This is a genomic window from Arachnia propionica (genome assembly GCF_037055325.1).
Taxonomy (GTDB): domain Bacteria; phylum Actinomycetota; class Actinomycetes; order Propionibacteriales; family Propionibacteriaceae; genus Arachnia.
Genome location: NZ_CP146373.1, coordinates 2,226,927 through 2,248,254, shown reverse-complemented (window position 1 = coordinate 2,248,254; position 21,328 = coordinate 2,226,927). Strand labels below are relative to the sequence as shown.

34 protein-coding genes and 1 pseudogene are annotated in these 21,328 nt (G+C 62.9%); 32 read left to right on the top strand and 3 right to left on the bottom strand.

The window, feature by feature from the left end; translation table 11 throughout:
* The first annotated feature begins 237 nt into the window (after nt 1–237).
* The 12 genes and pseudogenes from rpsJ (at nt 238) to V7R84_RS10420 (ending at nt 6,643) form a co-directional block, all read left to right on the top strand.
* The gene (gene rpsJ, locus V7R84_RS10480; RefSeq protein WP_014847259.1) at nt 238–549 is read left to right on the top strand and encodes a 30S ribosomal protein S10; all 312 of its coding nucleotides are present in this window, start codon (nt 238–240) and stop codon (nt 547–549) included.
* An 8-nt stretch (nt 550–557) separates the two neighbouring features.
* Nucleotides 558–1,220: a 50S ribosomal protein L3 gene (gene rplC, locus V7R84_RS10475; protein WP_338568706.1), complete on the top strand. Its 663-nt coding sequence runs from the start codon at nt 558–560 to the stop codon at nt 1,218–1,220.
* Nucleotides 1,217–2,101 carry a 50S ribosomal protein L4 gene (gene rplD, locus V7R84_RS10470; RefSeq protein ID WP_338568705.1) on the top strand — a complete coding sequence of 295 codons (885 nt, stop codon included), beginning with the start codon at nt 1,217–1,219 and terminating at the stop codon, nt 2,099–2,101. Before rplC ends, rplD begins: the two co-directional genes overlap by 4 nt.
* Entirely contained in the window at nt 2,098–2,406 is a 309-nt protein-coding gene (gene rplW / locus V7R84_RS10465) for a 50S ribosomal protein L23 (RefSeq protein ID WP_338568703.1), read from the top strand. Before rplD ends, rplW begins: the two co-directional genes overlap by 4 nt.
* A gap of 17 nt (nt 2,407–2,423) precedes the next feature.
* Nucleotides 2,424–3,260 carry a 50S ribosomal protein L2 gene (gene rplB, locus V7R84_RS10460; protein WP_338568700.1) on the top strand — a complete coding sequence of 279 codons (837 nt, stop codon included), beginning with the start codon at nt 2,424–2,426 and terminating at the stop codon, nt 3,258–3,260.
* Nucleotides 3,261–3,278: 18 nt separating this feature from the next.
* The gene (rpsS, locus tag V7R84_RS10455; protein ID WP_338568696.1) at nt 3,279–3,560 is read left to right on the top strand and encodes a 30S ribosomal protein S19; all 282 of its coding nucleotides are present in this window, start codon (nt 3,279–3,281) and stop codon (nt 3,558–3,560) included.
* Between the two features lie 26 nt (nt 3,561–3,586).
* Nucleotides 3,587–3,988: a 50S ribosomal protein L22 gene (rplV, locus tag V7R84_RS10450; RefSeq protein WP_338568694.1), complete on the top strand. Its 402-nt coding sequence runs from the start codon at nt 3,587–3,589 to the stop codon at nt 3,986–3,988.
* 2 nt (nt 3,989–3,990) lie between these two features.
* Complete coding sequence (rpsC, locus tag V7R84_RS10445; protein WP_338568692.1) at nt 3,991–4,803, top strand: 30S ribosomal protein S3; 813 nt, start codon at nt 3,991–3,993, stop codon at nt 4,801–4,803.
* 3 nt (nt 4,804–4,806) lie between these two features.
* Nucleotides 4,807–5,226: a 50S ribosomal protein L16 gene (gene rplP, locus V7R84_RS10440; protein WP_338568690.1), complete on the top strand. Its 420-nt coding sequence runs from the start codon at nt 4,807–4,809 to the stop codon at nt 5,224–5,226.
* Nucleotides 5,226–5,459, top strand: a complete 234-nt coding sequence (gene rpmC / locus V7R84_RS10435; RefSeq protein WP_014847250.1) for a 50S ribosomal protein L29 — start codon at nt 5,226–5,228, stop codon at nt 5,457–5,459. Before rplP ends, rpmC begins: the two co-directional genes overlap by 1 nt.
* A 2-nt stretch (nt 5,460–5,461) precedes the next feature.
* Nucleotides 5,462–5,734 (top strand): 30S ribosomal protein S17, encoded by a 273-nt coding sequence (gene rpsQ / locus V7R84_RS10430; RefSeq protein ID WP_338568686.1) that lies wholly within the window; start codon nt 5,462–5,464, stop codon nt 5,732–5,734.
* Nucleotides 5,735–6,113: 379 nt separating this feature from the next.
* Nucleotides 6,114–6,643 (top strand): annotated as a pseudogene (locus V7R84_RS10420) (YkgB family protein).
* A 91-nt stretch (nt 6,644–6,734) separates the two neighbouring features.
* On the opposite strand, the gene V7R84_RS10415 reads toward V7R84_RS10420, so the two are convergent.
* Nucleotides 6,735–7,235: a ferritin gene (locus V7R84_RS10415; protein ID WP_338568678.1), complete on the bottom strand. Its 501-nt coding sequence runs from the start codon at nt 7,233–7,235 to the stop codon at nt 6,735–6,737.
* A gap of 389 nt (nt 7,236–7,624) precedes the next feature.
* On the opposite strand from V7R84_RS10415, the gene V7R84_RS10410 reads away from it, so the two are divergent.
* From V7R84_RS10410 to rplO, 11 genes are all read left to right on the top strand, one after another.
* Nucleotides 7,625–8,875, top strand: coding sequence for a PQQ-binding-like beta-propeller repeat protein (locus tag V7R84_RS10410; RefSeq protein WP_338568675.1), 1,251 nt, complete (start codon nt 7,625–7,627; stop codon nt 8,873–8,875).
* Nucleotides 8,876–9,243: 368 nt separating this feature from the next.
* Nucleotides 9,244–9,612 carry a 50S ribosomal protein L14 gene (gene rplN / locus V7R84_RS10405; RefSeq protein WP_338568672.1) on the top strand — a complete coding sequence of 123 codons (369 nt, stop codon included), beginning with the start codon at nt 9,244–9,246 and terminating at the stop codon, nt 9,610–9,612.
* Nucleotides 9,613–9,614: 2 nt separating this feature from the next.
* Nucleotides 9,615–9,986 (top strand): 50S ribosomal protein L24, encoded by a 372-nt coding sequence (rplX, locus tag V7R84_RS10400; RefSeq protein ID WP_338568671.1) that lies wholly within the window; start codon nt 9,615–9,617, stop codon nt 9,984–9,986.
* Complete coding sequence (gene rplE / locus V7R84_RS10395; RefSeq protein WP_338568669.1) at nt 9,986–10,606, top strand: 50S ribosomal protein L5; 621 nt, start codon at nt 9,986–9,988, stop codon at nt 10,604–10,606. Before rplX ends, rplE begins: the two co-directional genes overlap by 1 nt.
* A gap of 9 nt (nt 10,607–10,615) precedes the next feature.
* A complete protein-coding gene (locus tag V7R84_RS10390) occupies nt 10,616–10,801 on the top strand; it encodes a type Z 30S ribosomal protein S14 (RefSeq protein WP_338568667.1) in 186 nt (61 codons plus the stop codon).
* Between the two features lie 92 nt (nt 10,802–10,893).
* Nucleotides 10,894–11,298, top strand: coding sequence for a 30S ribosomal protein S8 (gene rpsH / locus V7R84_RS10385; RefSeq protein ID WP_130873493.1), 405 nt, complete (start codon nt 10,894–10,896; stop codon nt 11,296–11,298).
* Between the two features lie 28 nt (nt 11,299–11,326).
* Nucleotides 11,327–11,869, top strand: a complete 543-nt coding sequence (gene rplF, locus V7R84_RS10380; protein WP_338568665.1) for a 50S ribosomal protein L6 — start codon at nt 11,327–11,329, stop codon at nt 11,867–11,869.
* Nucleotides 11,869–12,252, top strand: a complete 384-nt coding sequence (gene rplR, locus V7R84_RS10375) for a 50S ribosomal protein L18 (RefSeq protein WP_338568663.1) — start codon at nt 11,869–11,871, stop codon at nt 12,250–12,252. The genes rplF and rplR overlap by 1 nt, the downstream gene beginning before the upstream one ends.
* 25 nt (nt 12,253–12,277) lie before the next feature.
* The gene (gene rpsE / locus V7R84_RS10370) at nt 12,278–12,883 is read left to right on the top strand and encodes a 30S ribosomal protein S5 (protein ID WP_130873496.1); all 606 of its coding nucleotides are present in this window, start codon (nt 12,278–12,280) and stop codon (nt 12,881–12,883) included.
* The gene (gene rpmD / locus V7R84_RS10365) at nt 12,883–13,065 is read left to right on the top strand and encodes a 50S ribosomal protein L30 (protein ID WP_338568657.1); all 183 of its coding nucleotides are present in this window, start codon (nt 12,883–12,885) and stop codon (nt 13,063–13,065) included. The genes rpsE and rpmD overlap by 1 nt, the downstream gene beginning before the upstream one ends.
* Entirely contained in the window at nt 13,065–13,505 is a 441-nt protein-coding gene (gene rplO / locus V7R84_RS10360; RefSeq protein ID WP_338568654.1) for a 50S ribosomal protein L15, read from the top strand. The genes rpmD and rplO overlap by 1 nt, the downstream gene beginning before the upstream one ends.
* 69 nt (nt 13,506–13,574) lie before the next feature.
* On the opposite strand, the gene wecB is transcribed toward rplO, so the two are convergent.
* Nucleotides 13,575–14,756, bottom strand: a complete 1,182-nt coding sequence (wecB, locus tag V7R84_RS10355) for a non-hydrolyzing UDP-N-acetylglucosamine 2-epimerase (protein WP_338568651.1) — start codon at nt 14,754–14,756, stop codon at nt 13,575–13,577.
* A 260-nt stretch (nt 14,757–15,016) separates the two neighbouring features.
* Between wecB and secY the strand changes: the two genes are divergently transcribed.
* Genes secY through V7R84_RS10335 form a run of 4 tightly spaced genes read left to right on the top strand, consistent with a single transcriptional unit; the run spans nt 15,017 to nt 18,117 of the window.
* Nucleotides 15,017–16,321, top strand: coding sequence for a preprotein translocase subunit SecY (gene secY, locus V7R84_RS10350; protein ID WP_338568648.1), 1,305 nt, complete (start codon nt 15,017–15,019; stop codon nt 16,319–16,321).
* Nucleotides 16,318–16,890, top strand: coding sequence for an adenylate kinase (locus tag V7R84_RS10345; RefSeq protein ID WP_338568645.1), 573 nt, complete (start codon nt 16,318–16,320; stop codon nt 16,888–16,890). Before secY ends, V7R84_RS10345 begins: the two co-directional genes overlap by 4 nt.
* Nucleotide 16,891: 1 nt before the next feature.
* On the top strand, nt 16,892–17,719 hold the full coding sequence (gene map / locus V7R84_RS10340) for a type I methionyl aminopeptidase (RefSeq protein WP_338568643.1): 828 nt from the start codon (nt 16,892–16,894) through the stop codon (nt 17,717–17,719).
* Between the two features lie 26 nt (nt 17,720–17,745).
* On the top strand, nt 17,746–18,117 hold the full coding sequence (locus tag V7R84_RS10335) for a DUF1707 domain-containing protein (protein WP_338568642.1): 372 nt from the start codon (nt 17,746–17,748) through the stop codon (nt 18,115–18,117).
* Between the two features lie 389 nt (nt 18,118–18,506).
* On the opposite strand, the gene V7R84_RS10330 is transcribed toward V7R84_RS10335, so the two are convergent.
* A complete protein-coding gene (locus V7R84_RS10330; protein WP_338568640.1) occupies nt 18,507–18,791 on the bottom strand; it encodes a YciI family protein in 285 nt (94 codons plus the stop codon).
* 140 nt (nt 18,792–18,931) lie between these two features.
* Between V7R84_RS10330 and infA the strand changes: the two genes are divergently transcribed.
* The 5 genes from infA (at nt 18,932) to rpsD (ending at nt 21,197) form a co-directional block, all read left to right on the top strand.
* Nucleotides 18,932–19,153, top strand: coding sequence for a translation initiation factor IF-1 (gene infA / locus V7R84_RS10325; RefSeq protein WP_014847213.1), 222 nt, complete (start codon nt 18,932–18,934; stop codon nt 19,151–19,153).
* 227 nt (nt 19,154–19,380) lie between these two features.
* A complete protein-coding gene (rpmJ, locus tag V7R84_RS10320) occupies nt 19,381–19,494 on the top strand; it encodes a 50S ribosomal protein L36 (protein WP_002514836.1) in 114 nt (37 codons plus the stop codon).
* Between the two features lie 250 nt (nt 19,495–19,744).
* Nucleotides 19,745–20,119, top strand: coding sequence for a 30S ribosomal protein S13 (gene rpsM, locus V7R84_RS10315; RefSeq protein WP_014847212.1), 375 nt, complete (start codon nt 19,745–19,747; stop codon nt 20,117–20,119).
* Between the two features lie 37 nt (nt 20,120–20,156).
* Entirely contained in the window at nt 20,157–20,561 is a 405-nt protein-coding gene (rpsK, locus tag V7R84_RS10310) for a 30S ribosomal protein S11 (protein WP_014847211.1), read from the top strand.
* Nucleotides 20,562–20,591: 30 nt separating this feature from the next.
* Nucleotides 20,592–21,197, top strand: coding sequence for a 30S ribosomal protein S4 (rpsD, locus tag V7R84_RS10305; protein WP_338568631.1), 606 nt, complete (start codon nt 20,592–20,594; stop codon nt 21,195–21,197).
* The last annotated feature ends 131 nt before the right edge of the window (nt 21,198–21,328 follow it).

Here is a 21,328-nt window from a genome sequence, read left to right as displayed (position 1 = left end):
GAATGTGCAGGTTGCTCCGCAAGGGGTGGCGTCTGTCGTGTGTGTGACGAATGCCCTCCTTGTCGAGGTCGAGCAGGTCGCCCAAGCGCAAGATGTGACCTCCGGAAAGCTGGAGGCAGGTCTTTCCTTGCGGCTTCGGGCCCGACACTCCCGACCTCGGGGGTCGGAGCGGCGGAGGGGTCCAGGCCCCAAAAAGTTCATGAGAACTCCATCAGGGACAAGTAGAAGGAATGAACTGTGGCGGGACAAAAGATCCGCATCCGGTTGCGGGCGTATGACCACGAGGTCATCGACAGCTCGGCGCGCAAGATCGTCGACACCGTGACTCGCACCGGTGCCAAGGTGGCAGGCCCCGTGCCGCTGCCGACCGAGAAGAACGTGTTCTGTGTGATCCGTTCGCCCCATAAGTACAAGGACAGCCGCGAGCATTTCGAGATGCGCACCCACAAGCGGTTGATCGACATCCTCGACCCCACGCCGAAGACCGTCGATCTGCTGATGCGCCTCGACCTTCCGGCCGGTGTCGACATCGAAATCAAGCTTCCGTGAGGTCCGAGATGAGCAACAGCGAACGAATCGTCAAGGGCATCCTGGGCACCAAGCTCGGCATGACCCAGCTCTGGGACGAGAACAACAAGGTCGTCCCCGTCACCGTCATCCAGGCCGGGCCTTGTGTCGTCACCCAGGTCCGCACCCCCGAGAAGGACGGGTACAACGCCGTCCAGCTCGGCTTCGGAGCCATCGCTTCCAGGAAGGTCACGAAACCTGCCCAGGGGCACTTCGACAAGGCCGGTGTCACTCCTCGCAGGCACCTGCTCGAGCTGCGCACGGCCAACGCATCCGAGTTCACTCTTGGCCAGGAGCTGACCGCCGAGCTTTTCGCCGGTGGTGAGTTCGTCGACGTGACCGGGACCACCAAGGGCAAGGGCACTGCGGGCGTCATGAAGCGCCACGGCTTCGGGGGCCTCAAGAGTTCACATGGCGTGCACCGCAAGCACCGCGCACCTGGTTCCATCGGTGGCTGCTCCACCCCCGGTCGCGTGTTCAAGGGCCTCCGCATGGCGGGTCGCATGGGTAACGCCAAGGTGACCGTCCAGAACCTCAAGATCCACGCCGTCGATGCCGAACGAGGCCTGCTGCTGGTTCGCGGCGCGGTCCCCGGCAACAACGGCTCGCTCGTCGTCGTGCGCAGCGCAGCAAAGAAGGGTGAGCAGGCATGAGCTCCATCACCGTTGACGTCCACGCTCCCAAGGGTAAGAAAGCCGGCACCGCCGAGCTGCCCGGCGAGATCTTCGACGTCCAAACCAACATTCCTCTGATCCATCAGGTCGTGGTGGCCCAGCTTGCCGCTGCCCGCCAGGGCACGCACTCCACCAAGACCCGCGGTGAGGTTCGTGGCGGCGGTAGCAAGCCGTGGCGACAGAAGGGAACCGGTCGTGCCCGTCACGGTTCACGTCGTTCCCCGATCTGGACCGGCGGCGGCACCGTTCACGGTCCCAAGCCTCGCGACTACTCCCAGCGCACCCCCAAGAAGATGATCGCCGCGGCCCTGCGCGGCTCCCTGTCCGATCGCGCCCGCGACGGCCAGGTCTTCGTGGTCTCCGAGCTGGTTCCCGGCGAGGTTCCCTCCACCCGCACCGCTCTTGAAACGCTCGCGCAGCTGGGTGAACTGAAGAAGGTGCTCGTGGTCCTCGACCGGTTCGAGGAGGTCTCCTGGCTGAGCCTGCGCAACGTCCCGACCATCCACGTCCTGGCCGTCGACCAACTCAACACCTACGACGTGCTGGTGGCCGACACCGTCGTGTTCACCTCCGCGGCGCTGGCCGCGTTCACTAACCGGGGTGCCGAGGCGATCGCCACCGAATCTGAGGCCGAGGCCACGACCGAGGTGAAGGCCAAGAAGGACTACGGCAAGAACTCCTACCGCGGTGACAAGCCGCCTGCTGGGTTCGAGATCAAGGGCAACGAGGATTCCATGAAATTCCATACCCCTGAGTCGCCGTGGTACTCCCGCACTATCGCCGAGGTTTGGTTCAAGACCGCCGAGGCAGCTGAGGCCGCCGGCTTCGTGAACGTGATGGAAGGCAAGGAGGAGAAGTGAGCGAGCTGAAGATCCGCGATCACCGCGACATCATCTGGCGTCCCGTCGTCAGCGAGAAGAGCTACAACCTCCTCGACGAGAACAAGTACACGTTCGTCGTGGCCCCCCGCGCGAACAAGACCGAGATCAAGATCGCTATCGAGAAGATCTTTGATGTTCGCGTCATAGCCGTCAACACCCAGAACCGTCAGGGCAAGCGTCGTCGCACTCGCTTCGGCATCGGCAAGAGGGTCGATGTCAAACGTGCCATCGTGACCGTCGCCGAGGGTGACCGCATCGACATCTTCGCCGGCCAGGGCGAGTGAAGAAGGACTGATTCGTCATGGGTATCCGCAAGTACAAGCCGACGACCCCGGGTCGCCGCGGCGCCAGCGTCTCCGATTTCGTCGAACTGACCCGTTCAACTCCGGAGAAGTCGCTGCTCGCCCCGAAATCGAAGACCGGTGGCCGTAACAACTCGGGTCGTATCACCACGCGCCACATCGGTGGTGGTCACAAGCAGGCCTATCGCATCATTGATTTCAAGCGCTATGACAAGGATGGTGTGCCTGCGAAGGTCGCTCACATCGAGTACGACCCCAACCGCACTGCCCGCATCGCGCTGCTGCACTATCGCGACGGCGAGAAGCGCTACATCATCGCCCCCAACGGCCTGACCCAGGGAACCATCGTGGTTTCCGGTCCGGGCTCCGACATCAAGCCCGGCAACAACCTGGAGCTGCGGCAGATCCCCGTCGGCACCACGGTTCATGCCGTTGAGTTGCGTCCCGGAGGCGGCGCCAAGCTGGGTCGTTCCGCTGGCGCGGCCATTCAACTCGTGGCCCGTGAGGGCAAGTACGCCACCTTGCGCATGCCCTCGGGGGAGATGCGCATGGTCGACGTCCGGTGCCGTGCCACCATCGGCACGGTCGGCAACGCCGAGCAGTCGAACATCAACTGGGGCAAGGCAGGACGTAACCGCTGGAAGGGCATCCGCCCGACCGTTCGTGGCGTCGTGATGAACCCCGTCGACCACCCGCACGGTGGTGGCGAGGGCCGTACCTCGGGTGGTCGTCACCCGGTGTCCCCGTGGGGTAAGCCCGAGGGCCGTACCCGCGACAAGAACAAGGCGAGCAGCCGTCTCATCGTGCGTCGCCGCAAGACCGGCAAGAAGCGCTGATAGGGAGCCTGAGGAAATATGCCACGCAGCCTGAAGAAAGGCCCCTTCGTTGACGACCACCTGATGAAGAAGGTGGACGTTCAGAACGAAAAGGGCACCAAGAATGTCATCAAGACCTGGTCGCGCCGTTCGATGATCGTCCCGGACATGCTGGGCCACACCATCGCCGTGCACGACGGTCGCAAGCACGTCCCGGTGTTCATCACCGAGGCCATGATTGGTCACAAGCTGGGCGAATTCGCCCCCACGCGCACCTTCCGGGGGCACGTGAAGGAAGACAAGAAGGCCCGTCGCCGCTGAGGCGCGAGGATAGGACTAACGAAACGATGAGCAACGAAAACGGCAACAGCGCCCGTCGCGAGGCCCTGCTCGGTGATCGTCCCGGCTCCTACGCCATCGCGCGTCACGTCCGGATGAGCCCGATGAAGGTGCGTCGTGTGGTGGATCTGATCCGCGGCATGGATGTCACCGAGGCCCTTACCGCCCTGAGGTTCGCCCCCCAGGCGGCTTCGGAGCCCGTGTACAAGGTGGTGGCCTCGGCCGTCGCCAACGCTGAGAACGCCGAGGACCTGGACCCCCAGGACCTCTACGTGTCGAAGGCATTCGTCGACGAGGGCGTGACCCTGCGTCGCATTCGTCCCCGCGCCAAGGGTTCCGCTTCGCGGATCCTGAAACGCGGTTCCCACATCACTGTGGTCGTTGAACCCCGAGAGTCGAAGGAGGCCTGAGCATGGGGCAGAAGATCAACCCGAACGGCTTCCGTCTCGGCATCACCACGGATCACATCACCCGCTGGTACGCGACGAAGAACTACGCAGACTACGTGGCTGAGGACGTGAAGATCCGTAACTACCTGACCAAGTCGCTGGAACGCGCCGGGATCTCCTCCATCGAGATCGAGCGTCGTTCCAAACGGGTCACCATCTTCCTTCACGCCGCGCGTCCCGGGATCGTCATCGGGCGTAACGGCGCCGAGGCGGAGCGGGTGCGGGCCGAGCTGGAGAAGCTGACCGGCAAGCAGGTGCAGCTGAACATCCTCGAGGTTAAGAACCCCGAGATCGACGCCCAGCTCGTGGCGCAGGGTGTCGCCGAGCAGCTGGGGGCCCGTGTGGCTTTCCGTCGCGCGATGCGCAAGGCCCAGCAGACGGCCATGCGTTCCGGCGCTAAGGGCATCCGCATCAAGTGCTCCGGGCGTCTCGGCGGGGCCGAGATGTCGCGTTCCGAGGGGTATCGTGACGGCCAGGTGCCGCTGCACACCCTTCGCGCCGACATTGACTATGGTTTCTACGAGGCCCGCACCACCTTCGGGCGGATCGGCGTCAAGGTGTGGATCTACAAGGGCGACGTCACCGGCACCCGTGCCGAACGTGCTGCCCAGAAGGCCGCCCGCAACTCCGCCCCCACCGGTCGTCAGCGTTCGGGCCGCCGCCCGGGACGCGGCGAGGGTCGCGGGGATCGTCCCGAGCGTGGCGGACGCCGCCGCGCAGAAGCAGCCCAGGCACCGGTCGAGGCTGCTCCCGAAACCTCGAACGCAGGAGCGTGAGCCATGCTGATTCCTCGTCGCGTCAAGTTCCGCAAACAGCACCACCCGAAGCGGGACGGTGTTGCCAAGGGCGCCACGAAGCTCGCCTTCGGTGAGTACGGCATCCAGGCGCTCGAGTCCTCCTACCTGACGAACCGTCAGATCGAGGCAGCTCGTATCGCCATGACCCGTCACATCAAGCGTGGCGGCAAGGTCTGGATCAACGTCTACCCGGACCGTCCCCTGACCAAGAAACCGGCTGAGACCCGAATGGGTTCCGGCAAGGGCTCGCCCGAGTGGTGGGTGGCCAACGTCAAACCCGGTCGGGTGCTCTTCGAGCTCTCCGGTGTGGCTGAGGACGTGGCCCGTGAGGCGATGCGCCTCGCAATCCACAAGCTGCCCTTCAAGGCCCGTTTCATCAAACGCGAAGCAGGTGAGATCTGATGAGCAAGGCCCTGACCGCCAACGAGCTGCGTGGCCTGTCCCGCGAGCAGCTCAACGCCAAGGTGGTGGAGCTGAAGGAGGAACTGTTCGGCCTCCGGTTCGCCGCCGCCACGGGTCAGCTGGAGTCCCACGGGCGGCTTCGCGAGGTCCGCAAAGACATCGCCCGCGTCTACACCGTGTTGCAGGAACGCAACCTCGGTATCGTCGATGAGCCCGCGATCCAGGAGAAGTGAGCATGTCTGAAACCACCACCCAACAGCGCGGCCGCCGCAAGGTGATGCAGGGCGTCGTCGTCTCGGACAAGATGGACAAAACCATTGTCGTCTTGGTCGAGGACCGCGTGAAGCACCCGCTCTACGGCAAGGTCATGACCAAGTCGTCGCGCATCAAGGTCCATGACGAGGACAACACCGCTGGCGTCGGTGACCGCGTCCGCGTCATGGAGACCCGACCGCTGTCGGCGCAGAAGCGCTGGCGTCTGGTCGAGATCATCGAACGCGCCAAGTGATCTGAATCACATGAACGGCCCGGCCTCCTGCAGGCCGGGCCGTTGTCGTAGTGAGATCGTCGCGTTTCGCGCGAGTAGTGAAAAATTCAATTTTTCCTCGCAGGGTGTGGTGCGCGCCGCTCGCGTGGCCGGATTTCTCCGAATCTTATCCTTGATTCATATATCATTCTTCGTTTGAGAATTGATCTGGCTCACGTGACGCGTGCGATGAGAGCGTCTGCAGGTAAGACCTTGTGCTGTGATGCGGGTGTTCTACCCGTAACGGGTCACGTGTGTCCTCATTGAGAAAGGAAAAACTGTGACCGAAGCTGATAAAAGCGGCTTGACGGGATTTGTGCTCAGGGTGAGTAGGTGGATCTCGGGTCTCGACCGGGTCGCGATGACGGTGTTGCGGATTGGGGTCTTGATCGTTCTGCTATGGATCGGGGGACTCAAGTGGTTCAAGTATGAGGCCGACGGCATGTTCCCTTTGTCGCCACGTCTCCGCTCATGAGGTGGATGATCAAGGATCCTGAGAACTATAAGGCCCATGTCAATGCCGAAGGCGTGCTGAATGAAGCGAACCGAGCCTGGCATGAGGCCAACGGTACGTATTCGATGTCGATCTTCGTGGGGGTGTGCATCATCCTGATCGCTGTGTTCATAGCCCTGCACTGGGTGCGCCCTGAACTGGGCATGCTGGGTGCGTTGGCGCTGATCGGGTTCACGTGCGTCACCCTGTCCTTCCTGATTACCACGCCGCAGGTCTGGGTGACCGCTCCGGCTCAAGGGCTGGCAGACGCGGATCTGGGGCTGCCTTTCCTGTCGGGCCGCGGACGTCTGGTGCTCAAGGACTGCATCCAGATGGGTGCTGGTCTGGTGTTGCTGGTGGATTCGGCAAGAATGGTGCTGAAGCGGCGGAACGCCTGATCGAGATGACTTCAGCATCTGACGAGGCGCGGGACGGCCTGACTCCCAGGAGGGAATCAGGCCGCCCCGCGCCTGTGTGATGGCTATGGGCTCAGGCCTGCGTTGAGCGACCGCCGAGTTCCTCGTCGAGGCGGAGGATGCCGTTGCCGTCATTGCCGATCAGTTTGATTCGGCTGATGATGGCGGAGACGGTGGATTCCTCTTCAATCTGCTCGTCAATGAACCAGCTGAGCAGCGGAAGGGCGTCGATGTCATCGGTTGAACTGGCGAGACGGTAAAGATCGCGGATTGCCCCGGACACCTTCTTCTCGTGGGCGAGAGAGGCCTCGAAGGCCTCGAGGACCGTGGTGACATGCTTGGTCTGGGCCTTGATGGTGCCCAGCAGCGGCGTGGCGTCGCGATCCAACATGTGGGCGATGAATTTCTCGGCGTGTACTTCTTCTTCAGCGGACTGGGCTTTGAACCAACCCGCGATGCCCGGCAGGTCGAGGGCTTCCATATCGATGGAGAGCTGCCGGTATACGGCAGCGGCGGTCAGTTCCATGGTGACCTGGGCGTTGAAGGCTTCCTTAAGCTTTCCAGTAAGTTCCATGCTGAAGAGACTAGCTGTTCTTTCCCCGGAAACCGTCGCGTCAGTTAGGTTCGGCTATCGAAAATCGCTGGATGGCCAAAACGACGACGACGCCAGAGCCATGCAGTGGGCTCTCGGGAGCAGTTCGCGCGATCTCTCCCCGCGCGGTTCCCGATGCGCAAGAATGGGCTCACTGGATCAGTGAGGATTGTATGAGCGAGCACAACACCCCACCCGACGGGCATCGTGGACCGGGCCCGAACATGATTCCGCCGCCGTTAGGGCCCGTTACTTCCTCTCCGGGGTTTTCCGGAACACCTTCACAGGTTTCGGAGGAAGCGATGACCCCTCAGCCGGCCTCGCCGCAGTCGTCGTCTGCGCCGCGCAGGGGCCGAACAATTCTGTTCATCATGCTGGCCGCTGTCCTGGTGGCTGTCGCAGGATTCGGAAGCTGGTGGTTCCTCCTGCGAGGCGGGAGCGATGGGGAGAGCATCAAGCCCGTGACGGGACTCAATCAAGCCCCGCAGATTGCGTGGGAGAGTGAACATCGGGGTGGCGCCGTGGGAGGGACGGCGGAGGGCTTGTTGGTAATTCCCAATGTCACCGAGGGAGGTGCCCGGCTCAGAATGCTCGCATGGGCTGATGGCTCGGAGCGATGGGCGGTTGACGTCAGCGACCGGGTCAGCGGTGCGGTGAGCGTCCAAATCCACACGAAATTACCCGATGGACTCTTCGGACTGATTGTCACGGATGCGGTCGGAAAGAACCGGTTCCTGGTTCACAGGGCATCGAACGGAGAATTCGTGCGGGAACTGGACCTGGGCCATGGGTCGCTCATCGGCGGTGACATGAAAGCGGTGTACCGCTACGAGCCGGATGAGGAACGTATTGGCACCGTGAAGATCAGTCGCATACCGGACATCGTGAATTCCGATGCCATCGCGTGGAGTACCGAGGTGGAAATTGTGCCGCAGGAGGGGGCGTACACGGTGAAGGAACGCGACGGATTTGCCGATTTCTGTTGGATCAACGAGTTTGGGGCCGAGATCAGCTGTTTCAAGTCTCTGTCCCTTGACGACGGCAGTCCGCCCCCGTGGAAGGACGACTCAACGACTTTCGTGCGTGTCAGTGGAGTCATCGTCACATCCGAACAGGAAAAAGGTCGTCTGAGCGCTTACGACTCGACGGGAAACCAGCTCTGGCAGAAGGCAGACTCCGGGGGGCCGCTCCATGTTTTCAAGGATGTCCTGCTCATAGGGTCGCGGCGGGGCGAGATGATCGAACGTCTCGATCCCCGCACCGGGGATGTGCGGTGGAGACAAAACTGGGGCAATGGATATCCGATCATCTTTGATCACGAAGGACAGCCGGTGGTGTTGTTCGCGGAGGCGCAGACCTTGAACGTGGGAATTGCCAATATGGACACGGGGGAGATCGGGCTGGAGAAACATTCGGTTGCGTCCGGGCGAGTGGTGTTTCGAACAGCGGGCGGCGACATCGTGGCATCCGATGACAGGGGGAAAGGGGTGGAGCTTGTCGCGATCAGAGCTGGACAATCGGAGAAACTGTGGACACAGACTTTCGATGACTACACCTACATCGAGCAGGACGATCAATACCTGATCCTGCGTAGCGAGGATAAGTTCGCCGTGCTGAGATGATGTGCTGGGAAAGTGGGGTGATAGTACCGCCGAGGACTTTTGTAGAAGACCGTCCACGACCACGTATCCACCGGTGAAACCCGCGAGCAGGCGTGGGCGTGGAGCTTCGTTCCGAGGGCGAATGGCCTCCAGGGCCAGGGCAGTTCCTGCCGCTCTGGTGTATCGGTTTCGCCTGGCGAGGTCCCGTGGGGTACTCTTGGCAAGTTGCCTTGAGTCTGTGCCCTCCGGGTATCCGGTTGGGGACCTCTCTCGGGTGACGAAATCCCCGTGCCCGAGGCCCGGGGCGCCTCCTGGCAAAATCCAGGGGGTTCATCATGCGAGTTCCGACCAGGCCCGGGCCCGGGAACCGGTCGGACGGAGGAGAACAAATGATCCAGCAGGAGTCGCGACTCAAGGTCGCCGACAACACTGGTGCCAAGGAACTCTTGTGCATCCGCGTTCTCGGTGGCTCGAAGCGTCGTTACGCCTACCTCGGTGACACCATCGTCGCCACGGTCAAGGACGCGATCCCCGGCGGCAACGTCAAGAAGGGCGAAGTCGTCAGGGCCGTTGTAGTGCGTACAGTCAAGGAGCGTCGCCGCGGCGACGGCTCGTACATCAAATTCGACGAGAACGCCGCCGTCATCCTGAAGAGCGACGGGGAGCCCCGCGGCACCCGTATCTTCGGCCCGGTGGCGCGGGAACTGCGTGAAAAGAAGTTCATGCGCATCGTCTCGCTCGCCCCGGAGGTGATCTGAGGATGAACTCGCTCCACGTCAAGAAGGGTGACCGGGTCAAGGTCATCGCGGGCAAGGACAAGGGCAAGACCGGTGAGATCATCGCCGTCGATCCCCGATCCCAGAAGGTGACCGTCGAGGGCGTCAACGTCATCAAACGACACAAGCGCGAATCCCAGGGTGCCGATGGTCGGCGCATCGAGGGCGGCATCATCAGCTCTGAGGCCCCCATTCACGTCTCGAACGTCCAGCTCGTCACCAAAGTTGACGGCAAGGAGGTCGTGACCCGGGTTGGCTACAAGCGCGTCGATGTCACCAAGAAGCGCTCCGACGGGTCCGAGTACCCGGCCCAGCGCAGCGTTCGCATCGCCCAGAAGACCGGGAAGGAGATCTGATGAGCAGCGACGTTGAGATCCCGCGCCTGAAGAAGAAATACCGCGAGCAGATCATCCCTGCCCTGCAGGAGGAGTTCAAGTACGCCAACGTCATGCAGATTCCCGGTCTGACCAAGATCGTGGTCAACATGGGCGTCGGCGAGGCTGCGCGTGACTCCAAGATCATCGACGGTGCCGTCCGTGATCTGACCGTCATCACCGGTCAGAAGCCAACCATCACCAGGGCCCGCAAGTCCATTGCTCAGTTCAAGCTGCGTGAGGGCATGCCCATCGGCTGTCACGTCACCCTGCGTGGGAACCGCATGTGGGAGTTCGCTGACCGGCTGTTGACCCTGGCTCTGCCTCGTATCCGCGACTTCCGCGGCCTCAATGGTCGCCAGTTCGACGGCAAGGGCAACTACACCTTCGGGTTGAACGAGCAGGTCATGTTCCTGGAGATTGATCAGGACAAGATCGACCGCGTCCGTGGCATGGACATCACGTTCGTGACCTCGGCCACCAATGACCAGGAGGGTCGTGCGTTGCTGAAGCACCTCGGCTTCCCCTTCAAGGCAGTCGACGATCCGAAGCCGGTCAAGGGCGGTCGCGGCCCCGCGTTCCAGCCCAAGAAGAAGAAGTGAGCGTGAACCATGGCTAAGACAGCACTCAAGGTCAAGCAGTCCCGCAAGCCGAAGTTCGGTGTGCGCGCCTACACCCGCTGCAAGCGCTGCGGTCGTCCCAAGTCGGTGTACCGCAAGTTCGGTCTGTGCCGTATCTGCCTGCGTGAGCTCGCCCACTCAGGTCAGCTTCCCGGCGTGACCAAGTCGTCCTGGTGACCCAGAGCGCCACGAGAAGAACTTCCAATTTTCGATTTGCCAAAGGTCCCCACACATGAGGGAAACCGGGGCGAGAAAGAAGCCAAACAGCCATGACAATGACTGATCCCATCGCAGACATGCTCACGCGTCTGCGTAACGCCAATCAGGCGTACCAGGAATCGACGACCATGCCGTCGTCGAAGATCAAGGTCGGCATCGCGGAGATTCTGAAGGCCGAGGGTTACATCTCGAACTTCGAACTGACCGAGGTCGAAGGACAGGTGGGCAAAGTGCTCAAGGTCACCCTCAAGTACGGTGACTCGCGGGAGCGCTCCATCGCAGGACTCCGTCGTATCAGCAAGCCCGGTCTGCGTGTCTACGCGAAGGCCAAGGCCCTCCCGAAGGTGCTCGGCGGTCTCGGTATCGCCATCATCTCCACATCCCAGGGCCTGCTGACCGACAAGCAAGCAAACGCCAAGTCCGTGGGTGGCGAAGTGCTCGCCTACGTCTGGTGACCCGACGAGACTGAAAAGGAGATAGATAATGTCACGAATTGGCAAGCTCCCGGTCGCGGTCCCGTCCAACGTCGAGGTCAAGATCGACGGTCAGAACCTGGCCGTCAAGGGTCCCAAGGGTGAGTTGAAATTCACCGTACGCGAACCCATCACCGTCGCGAAGAACGAGCAGGGAGAGCTGGAGGTGTCGCGCCCGAACGACGAGCGGCTGTCCCGTTCCCTGCACGGCCTGACCCGCACCCTCGTGTCGAACATGGTCACCGGGGTCACCCAGGGATATGAGAAGAAACTCGAGATCGTGGGTGTCGGCTACCGCGTCATTGCGAAGGGCCCGACCCAGCTCGAATTCGCCCTCGGGTTCTCGCACCCGGTGGTGGTCAACGCCCCGGAGGGCATTACCTTCACCGTCGAGACCCAGACCAAGTTCACGGTGCACGGCATCGACAAGCAGCTTGTCGGTGAGACCGCCGCGAACATCCGCAAGATCCGCAAGCCCGAACCCTACAAGGGTAAGGGTGTTCGCTACGCGGGCGAGCACGTCCGCCGCAAGGCCGGAAAGGCTGGTAAGTAATGGCTATCTCGCTTGGCAAGCGCAAGGGCCTGGCGGCGAAGACCGCCTCACGCGCCCGCCGTCAGCTGCGCGGCCGCAAGAAGATCAATGGCACCGCCGAGCGGCCTCGCATGGTGGTCACCCGCTCCGCGCGTCACTTGTACGTGCAGGTGATCGACGACACCATCGGCCACACCTTGGCATCCGCTTCCACCATGGAAGCCGATCTGAGGGCGGCGGAGGGCGACAAGTCCGCCAAAGCTCGCAAGGTGGGGGAGATCATCGCCCAGCGTGCGAAGAAAGCCGGTGTCGAGAATGTCGTCTTCGACCGCGCAGGGAACAAGTACCACGGCCGGATCGCCGCGCTCGCCGATGCGGCGCGCGAGGCCGGTCTCGGATTCTGAGAACGACGAGAGGATAGGGAACACGATGAGTGAAACCCAGCAGCGCGGTGATCGCCGCGGTGGGGAGCGTCGTGGCCGTGACGATCGTCGTGGCCAGGCTTCCAGGGAAGAGAAGAATCAGTATCTCGAGCGCGTGGTCGCCATCAACCGCGTCGCCAAGGTCGTCCAGGGTGGGCGTCGTTTCAGCTTCACCGCCCTGGTGGTCGTCGGTGACGGCGAGGGCATGGTCGGCGTCGGCTACGGCAAGGCGAAGGAGGTGCCTGCCGCCATCGCCAAGGGCGTGGAGGAGGCCAAGAAACACTTCTTCCGCGTGCCGTTGATCCAGCGCACCATCCCGCACCCCGTGCAGGGTGAGAAGGCCGCTGGCGTGGTGCTTCTGCGCCCCGCCTCGCCGGGTACCGGTGTCATCGCCGGTGGATCGGCCCGTGCAGTGCTCGAATGCGCGGGTGTGCACGACGTGCTGGCCAAGTCGCTCGGCTCGGCCAATGCCATCAACGTCGTTCACGCGACGGTGGATGCCCTGCAGCAGCTCGAGGAACCGGAAGCCGTCGCGAAACGACGTGGCCTGCCGGTCGAGGACGTCGCCCCGGCGGCACTGCTCCGGGCACGCAAGGAGGAGGTGGCCGGCTGATGGCTGAACTGAGGATCACCCAGATCAAGTCGAAGGTTGGCGGCAAGGACTACCAGCGGGACACGCTGCGTACCCTGGGGCTGAAGCGCATCGGTCAGACCGTGGTGCGCGAGGACCGCCCCGAGGTGCTCGGCATGATCCGTACCGTCGCCCACCTCGTGAAAGTGGAAGAGGTCAACTAATGGCTCTCAAGATTCATCACCTGCGCCCCGCGCCGGGGGCCAATACCGCTAAGACCCGCGTGGGTCGTGGTGAGGCGTCCAAGGGCAAGACCGCTGGTCGTGGCACGAAGGGTACGGGTGCTCGCAAGAACGTCCCGGCGAACTTCGAGGGCGGTCAGATGCCGATGCACATGCGGATCCCGAAACTCAAGGGGTTCACGAACCCGTTCCGCGTGGAGTACCAGGTCGTCAATGTCGGTCGTCTCGCCGAGCTGTTCCCCAAGGGGGGAGCCGTCACGGTGGAGGATCTTGTCGAGGCCGGTGCCGTGCGTGGCGGCACGCTCGTCAAGGTGCTGGGCGGCGGTGACATCAACGTTGCTCTCAACGTGACGGCTGACGCGTTTTCGAACTCCGCGAAGGAGAAGCTGGCAGCTGCTGGTGGGTCTGCAGTGGAGGCCTGAACGGCAACAGCATGACACAGGGGCCGGGTGGCTGATCCTTGAGGATCGGCCACCCGGCCCCTTCGTGTCTCAGGCGGATTTGATCAACGGCCAGGTCCGCGCCGGGGTGCGACTGACGAAGTCAGGGAGGGGGTCGCCGACGCCAAGGAATGCAGCGATGCCGGCGACCGCACGTACGGCGGCTGCGCCGTCGCCGTATGGATTGACTGGTTCAGGGACCGGTGCTCGTCGGGCAAGTCCTTCAAGCAGGCTGGTGGCTTCCGCGAGGATGATCTCTTCGTCAGTGCCGACCAGGCGAGCCGCTCCGACCTCGATCGCCTCAGGGCGATCCGTTCTCTCGCGCAGTACCAGGACGGGTTTGCCAAGGGCCGGCGCCTCCTCCTGCAAACCCCCGGAATCCGTCAGTACGATGCTCGAGGCTTTCAGGACCTGGATGAACTCGCCGTAGGGGAGAGGATCGCAGGCGATGACGTTGTCCAGGCCGACTAGGGGAGGTAGCAGGCAGTGCCGGACGATGGGATTCAGATGGGCTGGCAGGATGACGTGAAGCTCGGGATGACGACGCGCCAAACGGGCGACGGCGCGACCGATCCGTTCCATGGGTAGACCCCAGTTTTCCCGGCGATGAGCGGTGACCAGCAGGATCGGTGCTCCCGAGGCGACCACGTGGCGGATCTTTTCGTCCCGGATGGGGATCCCGGCATCTACCGCGCGCATCAGAGCGTCGATGACGGTGTTGCCAGTGACAACGATGTGCTCACCGCGGATGCCTTCCCGCTCCAGGTTGTACCGGCACTGCCGGGTTGGTGCCAGATGGAGGGAACTGATCCGTGTCGCGATGCTGCGGTTGGCCTCCTCCGGGAACGGGGCAGCGATGTCGCCGCTGCGAAGTCCCGCCTCCAAATGGACGACGGGAATGTGGCGGTTGAAACTAGTCAGGGCCGCTGCGGCGACGGTGGCGGTGTCGCCCTGGACCACGACGGCATCTGGGCGCTGCATCTCGAGAATGGGATCGAGCAGTGTGATGATGTGGGCCATGATCTCATTGAGGGTCTGGCCTGGTGCGAAAACGTTGAGGTCGTGCGTCGGGGTGATTCCCAGAACCTCACTCACCTGGTCCAGCATCTCGCGGTGCTGCCCCGTGACCACCGAGATCGACTCGAAACGCGAGTCCTCCTCCAGGCGTCGGATGACAGGTGCCATCTTGATGCCCTCGGGACGGGTCCCGTACACGGTCATTACTTTTTTCATGATGTCCCCCAACCAACGACGATAGTCACGTCGCGAAATCAATGCGGGAAGCATAGGAGAGCTGGCCGGAAGTATGCAATACCCTCGGGAAGAGTTGCGCATCGGAGAGGTACGGGTGCGCGCCGGGGCGGTAGCCCGACACCCCCGTGAGGTCTCATCCGTGGCGCGGCATTGGGGAATGCGCGTGCCCCTTGGTACGCTGCCTGGGTTGCCTGAGATGGGCGACGGGTAATTTGCTGAGCAACTGAAAGAGGGGCCGGATGCTCTCCGCCTTCGCTAGCGCGTTCAAAACACCTGAGCTGCGCAAGAAGATCTTCTTCACGCTTGGGATCCTTCTGGTGTTCCGCCTCGGTTCCACCATCCCTGCCCCGAACGTGAACATGCAGGCGTTGAACGCATGCGTGGCAGATGCAACGACAGGTTCGAAGGCCGGGCTCTACTCCCTGATCAACCTGTTCTCGGGCGGTGCCCTGCTTCACCTGACGATCTTCGCCCTGGGCGTGATGCCCTACATCACGTCCTCGATCATCCTGCAGCTGCTCGCAGTGGTGATCCCGCGGCTGGAGGCCCTCCGCAAGGAGGGCGCCGCCGGGCAGGCCAAGATCACGCAATACACGCGGTATCTCACCCTCGTCCTGGCGCTGCTCCAGGCGACGGCATTCGTCACCATGGCGCGCACGGGCCAGCTGTTGCAGTGCAGCCGGCCCATCCTCTACGCACAGGAGCTCTTCCCGCTGATCACGATGGTGCTCACCATGACCGCCGGGACCGTCGTGATCATGTGGCTGGGCGAGCTGATCACCGATCGTGGCGTCGGCAACGGCATGTCCGTGCTGATCTTCACCCAGATCGCCGCTCAGTTCCCGACCGGCCTGTGGTCCATCAAGGAGAGCCACCCAGGGGCCACCGGTTGGTTTCTCTTCCTGGCCATCATCGCCATCGGTCTGCTCGTGATGCTCGGCATCTTGTTCATGGAGCAGGGACAGCGGCGCGTTCCCGTGCAGTACGCCAAGCGTATGGTCGGACGCAGGCTCGTGGGGGGATCGACCACCTACATCCCGCTGAAGGTCAATCAGTCCGGTGTCATTCCCGTGATTTTCGCCAGCTCCATCCTCTATCTACCGATTCTTTATGCCACCTTCCGGCCCGAGTCGGAAACCGGCCAGTGGATAGCTGCCAATTTCCACACGAACAGTTGGGTTTACAGCACCCTGCAGTTCCTGCTCATCGTCGGTTTCTGCTACTTCTACGTCGCGATCACCTTCAACTCTGAGGAGGTGTCGGACAACATGAAGAAGTACGGCGGTTTTATTCCCGGTATCCGTGCGGGCAAGCCTACGGAGCGTTACCTGACCTACGTGCTGAACCGTCTGACCGCGCCAGGTTCGTTGTATTTGGCGGTCATCTCGATGATTCCGACCCTCGCGTTCATCGCGGTCGGCGCGAACCAGAATTTCCCGTTCGGTGGGACCTCCATCCTCATCATCGTCGGTGTAGCCCTTGACACGGTCAAGCGCATCGAGAGTCAGCTGCAACAACGCAACTACGAAGGATTCCTGAGGTGAGAATGCTCATCATGGGTGCCCCCGGAGCAGGCAAGGGTACCCAGGCCACAGCGCTGGCCGACGCATATGCGATACCAGCCATATCGACCGGCGACATCTTCCGGGCCAACATCCGCAACGGCACCGAGCTGGGCGTCAAAGTCAAGGCCTTGATCGACGCCGGAGAATACGTGCCCGACGACGTCACGGAGGCCATCGTTGCCGATCGTCTGGCCGAGGATGACTGCTCCTCTGGGTTTCTCCTCGACGGTTTCCCACGCACCATGCATCAAGTGCACTTCCTGGACCACAACCTTTCCCATCAGCGGCAGCGCCTCAATGTCGTGGTCTCGTTGGTGGTGGAACCCGACGTGCTGGTCGCGCGCCTGCTGGACCGAGCCCAGAAGGAAGGGCGTACGGACGACAACGAAGACACCATCAGGCGCCGCATGGAGGTCTATGCCGGCCAGACCGCACCGCTGCTCTTCCACTACGAGCGGCAAGGGCTGCTCGTTGAGGTGGAGGGAACCGGAACCGTCGAGGAAGTGCGGCAGCGCATGCTCGATGCGGTGGCGGCGCACAAGGCCTGAGATGTCGATCGAGATCAAGACGCCCGAACAGCTGCTGAAAATGCGCGCCGCGGGGCTAGTCGTGGCCGAGGGGCTGCGCCGGATGCAGGAGGCCACCGCAGTGGGCGTCACGACCGCCGAGATCGATGAGGTGGGCCGAACAGTGCTCGCGGAGCGGGGTGCGACCTCGAATTTCCTGGGATACGGCGCCGAGTATGGCGCGCCGTTTTCCGGTGTCGCCTGCATCTCCGTGAACGACGAACTGGTTCACGGTGTCCCCGGTGATCGCGTGATCTGCGACGGCGATCTCGTTTCCATCGATTTCGGCGCCGTGGTGGAGGGATGGCATGGTGATGCGGCCCGGAGTTTCGTGGTCGGTGAGGCCCGGGCGGAGGATCTCGAGATGCTGGAGGCCACCCGGCAGGCCATGTGGGCCGGCATCGCCGCTGTCCGTGACGGCGGTCGCGTCGGAGACGTGTCGCGGGCCATCGAACAGTGCGTCAAGTGCCAGCCGCGTCGGTATGGATCGCTGCGCGACTACACGGGACACGGGATTGGTTCCCACATGCACATGGAGCCGGACGTTCCGAATCAGTTCAGGTTCCGCCCCAACCCACGTCTCGGCGTGGGGATGGCCATCGCGGTGGAACCGATGCTGACCCTGGGGCTGCATCAGACGGTGGTCGCTGCCGATGAATGGACGGTGCGAAGCCGCGACGGGGAGCGCGGAGCCCACTGGGAGAACACTGTGGCCATTACGGAGCGCGGGCTTTGGGTGCTCACAGAAGCCGATGGGGGAGAAACGGAACTGACCGCCCGCGGCATCCCTTTCGGGCCGCTCGGCGAGTGACGTCCACGGCTTTTACCATGGATCGCATGAGCAACTTGCCACCATCTTCCCGGTATCTTCAACGCGCTGGCGAAGCAGTTGATGATGCGGAGCGGGAATCATTGACGAAGCGGGTTTCGGATGCCTTCGCAGATGGTCGGCTGGACGCGGATGCCTATCGGCAGTCCATGGATGTGATCTACGCGGCCAAGACCCTGGGCGAACTGGTCCCGGTGGTGGAACAGCTCCCGGCGGCTGCGGTCAACACTCCTGCGATCGTCGGTGAAGGAAACCTACCTGCGGGGCAGGTTGGCGAGATCCGCACCCCGGCGCGTGTCGGCTGGGTTGCCTTCGGAGCAATCGCGGGTGCTGCGACCCTGCTGGCCATTGTGGCCATCCTGCTGCTGTGGCTGGTTTGAGCAGGAAACCAGCCGTGTGAAGTGGTCCGGGATGAGTAGTCTCTAGCCACGAACGAACCCGCTGTCCGTGTGATCCCAGCCTTCGATAATCACCCCCTGTACAGCCGTAGCTGGTTGCCTGGTGAGGAACCGGTAGGGGTGCTTGTGTCTGGCGCACGGACTGGCTGACCCGCGATGAAACCTGGGTAGATGCCTACCGGGCGGATCCGTGTTGCGGGTTCACGCCGAGTGCAGAGTTGTTCGTGAACCTGATGGAGGGCACACGCTGGGCGGGAAAGCCGGACAACGTGGCCCATATCCGTGCTGAGTTGCCGGTACTCATCAGCTCCGAAGAAGCCGATCCGTTGACAGGGACATCGCATAGGTGGCTGAACAATGGAAGACGGAAACTACTCCGCAAATACTCCGATCACCGGGGTCCAGTGGACTATACGGACATCGGCCAGCACATTGTTGAGCCGGAACGGATCGTCGGCGAGCAGATCGGAGACAGCCTCGGCGTTCTCGGCCTTGACCACGAGGAGGGCCGATGGGGGTGCGGCCTCGGGGTAGGCCCCACCCGCGATGAGCCCCTTGCCGGTCAGGCTTGACAGGAAGGCCCGGTGATCGGGGCGGTGACGGGCGATGAGCTCGGTGTCGTTGACGTAGGTGTAATGAACGGCGAAATACTGCATGGGTCAACGGTACGGCGCCGCGGCGGTGGTAACCCTTCCGGGGTGGATTTGGGGCGTCGCCACGTGCCGCGTAAACTGCCTCAAGTATTGCGGTTTCCCACCGCGCCCGGAAACCGGTTTCCATCGACGATTGAGAGCACATGGCGAAGAAAGAAGGAGCCCTCGAACTCGAGGGGACCGTGGTCGAGGCGTTGCCCAACGCAATGTTTCGCGTTGAGTTGCCCAACGGGCACAAGGTTCTGACCACCATCAGCGGAAAAATGCGCCAGCATTACATCCGCATCCTGCCCGCTGACCGAGTGGTCGTCGAGCTTTCCCCCTACGACCTCACCCGCGGTCGTATCGTGTACCGGCACAAGTGACCAGCCAGGTCCTGAACACGTGTGAATTCTCAACGCCCGGCCATGGCCGGGCGTCTGTTTTACCGCGGCGGGTTGGCAAAAACGGCGATGTGACGTAGGCTTTGTCGTCGGTCGTCCATGCCCGGATGCTGTCGTGTGCCTGCGATGGCCCGGATTTCCGGCGACCGGCTCATCCACCACAGATTGGGCAGGAGACTGCCCAGTCGCCGATTGAAAAGGTTGCTCGAATGAAGGTTCAGCCGAGCGTCAAGAAGATCTGCGACAAGTGCAAGGTTATTCGCCGGCACGGTCGTGTGATGGTGATCTGCGACAACCCGCGCCACAAGCAGCGTCAGGGCTGACAACCCGACGAGGGATCGCAGAACATCGCGGAACGGGGCAGGTCGCCCAGCCCGCCTGACAAGTGAACACAACGTGATCGCAAGGGCCGCCGGAAACGGTGACTCCCGACCCTTGGACGAAGGCCAAGGCCCCTTTGCGGCGACAGAACCGCCGCGCGCCAGGAGGGGACGCGACACGCCACACACCTTCGCGGTCCCCGACCTGATCGGGCGGAAGCCCATAGGGACCGGAAACACTGAAAGGTAGAACATGGCACGCCTCGTTGGTGTCGACCTGCCGCGCGACAAGCGCCTGGAGGTCGCCCTCACCTACATCTTCGGGATCGGTCGCACCCGCGCCGCCGAGACCCTCGCCGCCACCGGTGTCAGCGGCGATCTCCGTGTCCACCAGCTCACCGACGAGCAGCTCGTCGCGCTGCGTGACCACATCGAAGGCAACTACGAGATCGAGGGTGACCTCCGTCGTACCGTTGCCGCCGACATTCGCCGTAAGGTCGAGATCGGTAACTACCAGGGCCGTCGTCACCGCAGTGGCCTCCCGGTCCGTGGTCAGCGCACCCGCACCAATGCGCGCACCCGCAAGGGCAAGAAGAAGGCCGTGGCCGGCAAGAAGAAGGCACGCTGACCCGCGCGGTGAGCTGAGACAGGAGATTTGACTACTGATGGCAACAAGCCGCAAGCAGGCCGCCAAGACCAAGGTGCGCCGCAAGGAGAAGAAGAACGTCCTCGCCGGACAGGCTCACATCAAGAGCACCTTCAACAACACGATCATCTCGATCACTGATCCCAATGGGGCAGTGATCTCCTGGGCCTCCGCCGGCACCGTCGGCTTCAAGGGCTCCCGCAAGTCGACCCCCTTCGCCGCCCAGATGGCAGCCGAGGCCGCTGGCCGTCGCGCCATGGAGCACGGCATGAAGCGCGTCGACGTGTTCGTCAAGGGCCCGGGGTCGGGCCGTGAGACCGCGATCCGCTCGCTGGGCGCCGTGGGCCTTGAGGTCGGAACCATCTCCGACGTCACGCCCGTGCCGCACAACGGCTGCCGTCCGCCGAAGCGTCGCCGCGTCTGAGCGCCCGAGAAGTAAAGGACTGAAGAGAAAATGGCTCGTTACACCGGCCCCATGACCAAGAAGTCCCGTCGCCTCGGGACCGACCTGGTTGGCAACGACAAGGCTTTCGAACGCCGTCCCTACCCGCCCGGCGTCCACGGTCGCGGTCGCACCAAGGACTCCGAGTACTCGCTGCAGCTCAAGGAGAAGCAGAAGGCCCGTTTCGCCTACGGCGTCCTCGAGAAGCAGTTCAGCCGCTACTACGAGGAGGCGGACCGTCACCCAGGCAAAACTGGTGACAACCTGCTGCAGATCCTCGAATCGCGTCTCGACAACGTTGTGTACCGCGCAGGTTTTGCTGCCACCCGCAGGCAGGCCCGCCAGCTCGTGGTGCACGGTCACTTCCTCGTCAATGGCAAGAAGGTGAACATCCCGTCGTACCGTGTCAAGGCTCACGACATCATCGACGTCGCCGAGAAGTCGATGAACATCCACCCGCTCGTGGTGGCTCGTGAAACCCACGGCGAGCGCTCCGTTCCCGCGTGGCTCGAGGCCCGCCCCAACCGGATGCGCATCCTCGTCCACCAGCTCCCCGTCCGCGAACAGATCGTGATCGACGTCCAGGAGCAGATGATCGTCGAGCTCTACTCCAAGTAGTAGACGCCACCGGGGTGATCGGCACCACAACTGCCGGTCACCCCAGCTCGGGTTTCCGGGCCCCGCAGCCGGAGCGGTTCCGGTCGCGGTATTCGCGCCATCAAATAGTGGGTGGCGCGGGAAGGAAGAAA